This window comes from Fluviicola sp. (genome assembly GCF_030151805.1).
Classification (GTDB): domain Bacteria; phylum Bacteroidota; class Bacteroidia; order Flavobacteriales_D; family Crocinitomicaceae; genus Fluviicola.
In genome coordinates, this window is record NZ_JASLCN010000004.1 from 1 (window position 1) to 3,810 (window position 3,810).

Here is a 3,810-nt window from a genome sequence, read left to right on the forward strand (position 1 = left end):
GAATTCAACCTCTTCAATCTTGAATTCCCAATGTTCCGATTGTGGGAAATTTACACTCCAGGAAAAACCTTCTTTTGTTCTGAAAATTGGACTGTTATCAATTTTAGAACTCAGTTTTGTGTTTTCCAATGCTTGAATTCGTTGAATCATCCAAAAAGGCCATGTGAAGAAATTGCAAACAAGAATGTGTTCTTCGACGTTCAATTCATTCCATTCAACGAAGGAAATCTCTTTGTTTTGTTTCCAGTTTGTTAAGTGATTCGTTAGGTTTCCACGAATGCTGTTTTGTTCTTCCCGGAACAACTGTTGAATCAATTGAACGGAACGATTTAATGTCGGGATGGATTTCTGAAGTTCGGGAAGAATGATGTTCCGGAACTGATTGCGCTTGTAATGATTCTCCGCATTACTCCGGTCTTCTCTCCATGAAATCTGTTTTTCCAAAGCGAAGCTTTTCAGCTCGTCTTTTGTAAGCGATAGAAAAGGACGAATGATTCCGTTTCGTTCCGGATGCATCCCGCCAAGTCCGAAAATTCCGGCACCTCGGGCGAGTTGCAGGAAAAAAGTTTCGGTTTGATCGTCCTGGTGATGCGCCAGTAAAACCCGGTTATCCGGATTTTTTTGAATGAAGGCCTGAAATAATCCGTGTCTGAACTTGCGGGCAGCTTCCTGCAAATTGATTCCGCTTCCTTTGGTCAATTCTTTCGGACAATGGATCACTTCAATCTCCAATTGATGTTTTTGAGCCAGGTCCCGGATAAAGAGTTCGTCTTTTTCACTGTCTTCGCCGCGCAAGTGATAATTGATGTGGAGGACAAGCGGTTTATGACCTGATAATACAAGCGTTTCGAGTAATACCGTAGAGTCGAGTCCGCCGGAACAAGCTACGCAGAGATTAAATCCTTTCAGCTCGATTTTGCCGATTACTTCACTTACCACTGACATGTCCCGAAAAGTGCTAAGATCTTTCCCACTTTTGCTTTGCATTCTTCGTATTCTGCTTCAGCATCCGAAAGAATGGTAATTGCTCCGCCCACGCCGCAGGAGAGTTGTTTCAATTGCGGATTATATACCATGGTCCTGATCAGTACATTCAGATCGAAATCGCCGTTCGGATAAATAACACCAAGCGAACCGGAATAAAATTCACGCGAAAATCCTTCGTATTGTTCGGCCAATTCCACCGCTGCTTTTTTCGGAGCGCCGGTCATGGACCCCATCGGGAAACTTGCTTTCAGAATATCGGAAAAAGAAGTGTTTTCTTTCAAATCGCAGGACACAGTTGAGATCAACTGATGAACAGTCGGGAAGGAATACACCGCGCAAAGTTCGTCTACGGATACGCTTCCTTTGGTTGCAATCTGCGATAAATCATTCCGCACCAGATCCACGATCATGACATTTTCAGAACGTTCTTTCGGATTTGTTTCCAGTTCGCGGATCAATTGCTGATCCTCAGGTTCCGTTTTTCCTCTTGGAGCTGTTCCTTTGATGGGTTGTGAAATCAGCCGGTTTCCTTTTTTACGGATAAAACGCTCCGGACTCGCGGATGCCAGCATCCAGTCGTTTGTTTCGACCAGGGCTGCAAAAGGTGTCGGATTGTTTTTCCACAAGGAATGAAAAATGGGCTGCATGCTTTTTAATTCGACGCCATTGACCTCAAAACTCTGGCAAAAATTGATTTCGTAGACATCACCCAATTGAATGTGTTCCTTGAGTTTGTTGACGCGTTCAATATAGGTATCGCGGTGAATCTTTGCTTTCCATTGCAGAGAGGAAGGAGCTGCTTCATCCGATTGAAACACGTTTTTTGCAGCTTCGTAATGAATTTCGGAATCTTCTCCTTCGAGCAGTGTCAGGTGGTTTTCTTGTTGCAGGTAAGTACTTTTCGGAAGCCAGATGCGGAGTAAAGGCAAATCGTTTGCTTTCCGGGGTACGTTGAGAATATCGAGTCCGAGTTGATAATTGATGATCGTAAACAAGGTTCTTCCGGGGTGTTTCCGGATAAAAGAATCCAGCTCGTTCCAGTTGAGGGAGGAACCCATGTGAAATTCGTCTTCGCATCCGATTCCGATTAGAAAAGAATGCTCCGAGTTTCTGAAAATCGCACGATCAAGCATGCTGCGAATTTACGGAATTCGAGGCTATTCGTATACTTGTTGACTGCAAAAATCGTCGGATTGCCATTTCGGTTCATTGTCAATTCGTAATATTGCGAATCGCCAAATTGTGAACTTATGAAATTGAAATCTAACGAATTTTCACAATTACCTCATTCTCCAATTGATTTGAAACCACTACATTCGTTTAAAATCAAAGTATGCTATACCGCATTTTAAGAGCAATCATTTCATTTGGTATTCGACATTATTACAGAGAGATTCAGATTGTGAATCAGCACATCCTGGATAAAGAAGAAGGACCTTTGATCATTATTGCGAATCACCCGAATACACTCATGGATGCCTGGATGGTTGGATTTGTCAATCGACGGCGGGTTCATTTCATGGCAAAAGCAACGTTTTTCAATTCTCCGCTGAAACGCAAATTATTGAGCGCTTTGGGAATGATTCCCATTAACCGGAAATCGGACGGAGCTGTAACTGGCGTAAACAACAAGGATTCTTTTCAGGCGTGCTATGAATTATTGGAAAAAGGGGAGATTTTGGTCGTCTTTCCGGAAGGAACGAGTTTCCTGGAGCGAAAACTGAGAGAGATCAAAACCGGAACTGCCCGCATTGCGTTGGAAGTGGAAAGAAGAAACCAGGGAAAACTGGGATTGAAAGTTGTTCCGGTTGGACTGAATTACATTTCTGCGGATTCATACAGGGGAAAAGTACTGGTTCATGTGGGAAAACCGATCGAATTGGACGATTTGTGGAAAGAATACGAAGTGAACCAGGGAAGTGCGGCTAAAACACTGACGGAACGATTCCGGGTGGAATTATCGCGCGTGTTTGTGAATATGGAGGACTCCACGCGGGAAGATCTGATCGAACAGCTGCGAACCTTGTTTGTAACGAAATATACCAGGCGAACGGATGTAGCGGACGAAATGGATTTTATGAAGTCTGTACAAAGCCGCCTGGAAGAATACAGTTTGACTGCTCCGTGGAAAGTAGATGAGATTCATACGGAAACCGGAAAAGTATTTGCTTCCCTGCAATTTTGGGGAATTAAACCGGATTTTCTGGATCGTCCATACAGACCGGGATTGTTTTTAAGACAATTCATTCAAAGCTGGCTGTTTATTATTGTGACTGTTCCGCTTTTCCTGATCGGTTTTATTCACCACGTTCTTCCATATTGGTTTATCGGGTGGGTTGTTCCCAAAATGACGAAGGAAGTGGAGTATCATGCACCGCTTTCAATTTTGTTCGGATTGGTGCTGTATCCGATTAATTACCTGGGATTCGGCTTGATCGTTCATTTTTGTTTTGACTTTTCCTGGCTTGAAACCCTTCTCTATATGGCTTTGCTTCCGTTGTTCGGAACCTTTGCACATTTTTACATGCGCTACATGCATCATTTGAATTCCAAGCAGCGTTTCGGGCGATTTGCAAGCAGACGAAGTGCAATTCTTCAAAATTTACGCGAACAGCGTGAACAATTGAAAGACTTGATTTTTAGAGATTAAGAAGGTGTTAAAAAGCCGTAAAGAGAAACAAAATGATTTTTTTTAGTTTTTTTTCTTAAAAATCCTTTGATAGAACGATGCATTTATTAATTTTGCGCCTGTCTTAGAAACACCTGAGACGCGTTCTTTGTAAGAATTTTGGAGGGATGGGTGAGTGGCTGAAACCACCAGTT

At 42.8% G+C, this 3,810-nt stretch carries 3 protein-coding genes; 1 reads left to right on the forward strand and 2 read right to left on the reverse strand.

Annotated features, from left to right (window positions below):
* Positions 1 to 945, reverse strand: a 945-nt coding sequence (gene tilS, locus Q1V93_RS00125) for a tRNA lysidine(34) synthetase TilS (RefSeq protein WP_300659732.1), incomplete at its 3' end; no start/stop codon positions are given.
* Positions 933 to 2,120 (reverse strand): anthranilate synthase component I family protein, encoded by a 1,188-nt coding sequence (locus Q1V93_RS00130; protein ID WP_300659735.1) that lies wholly within the window; start codon positions 2,118 to 2,120, stop codon positions 933 to 935. The genes Q1V93_RS00130 and tilS, both read right to left, overlap by 13 nt.
* Positions 2,121 to 2,320: 200 nt before the next feature.
* Between Q1V93_RS00130 and Q1V93_RS00135 the strand changes: the two genes are divergently transcribed.
* Positions 2,321 to 3,637: a lysophospholipid acyltransferase family protein gene (locus Q1V93_RS00135; protein WP_300659738.1), complete on the forward strand. Its 1,317-nt coding sequence runs from the start codon at positions 2,321 to 2,323 to the stop codon at positions 3,635 to 3,637.
* Positions 3,638 to 3,810: the final 173 nt, after the last annotated feature.

Bases quoted from the DNA above. Each gene is read 5' to 3' on its own strand.
- Q1V93_RS00135 (WP_300659738.1), top strand. From the start codon at position 2,321: ATGCTATACCGCATTTTAAGAGCAATCATTTCATTTGGTATTCGACAT.
- Q1V93_RS00130 (WP_300659735.1), bottom strand. From the start codon at position 2,120: ATGCTTGATCGTGCGATTTTCAGAAACTCGGAGCATTCTTTTCTAATC.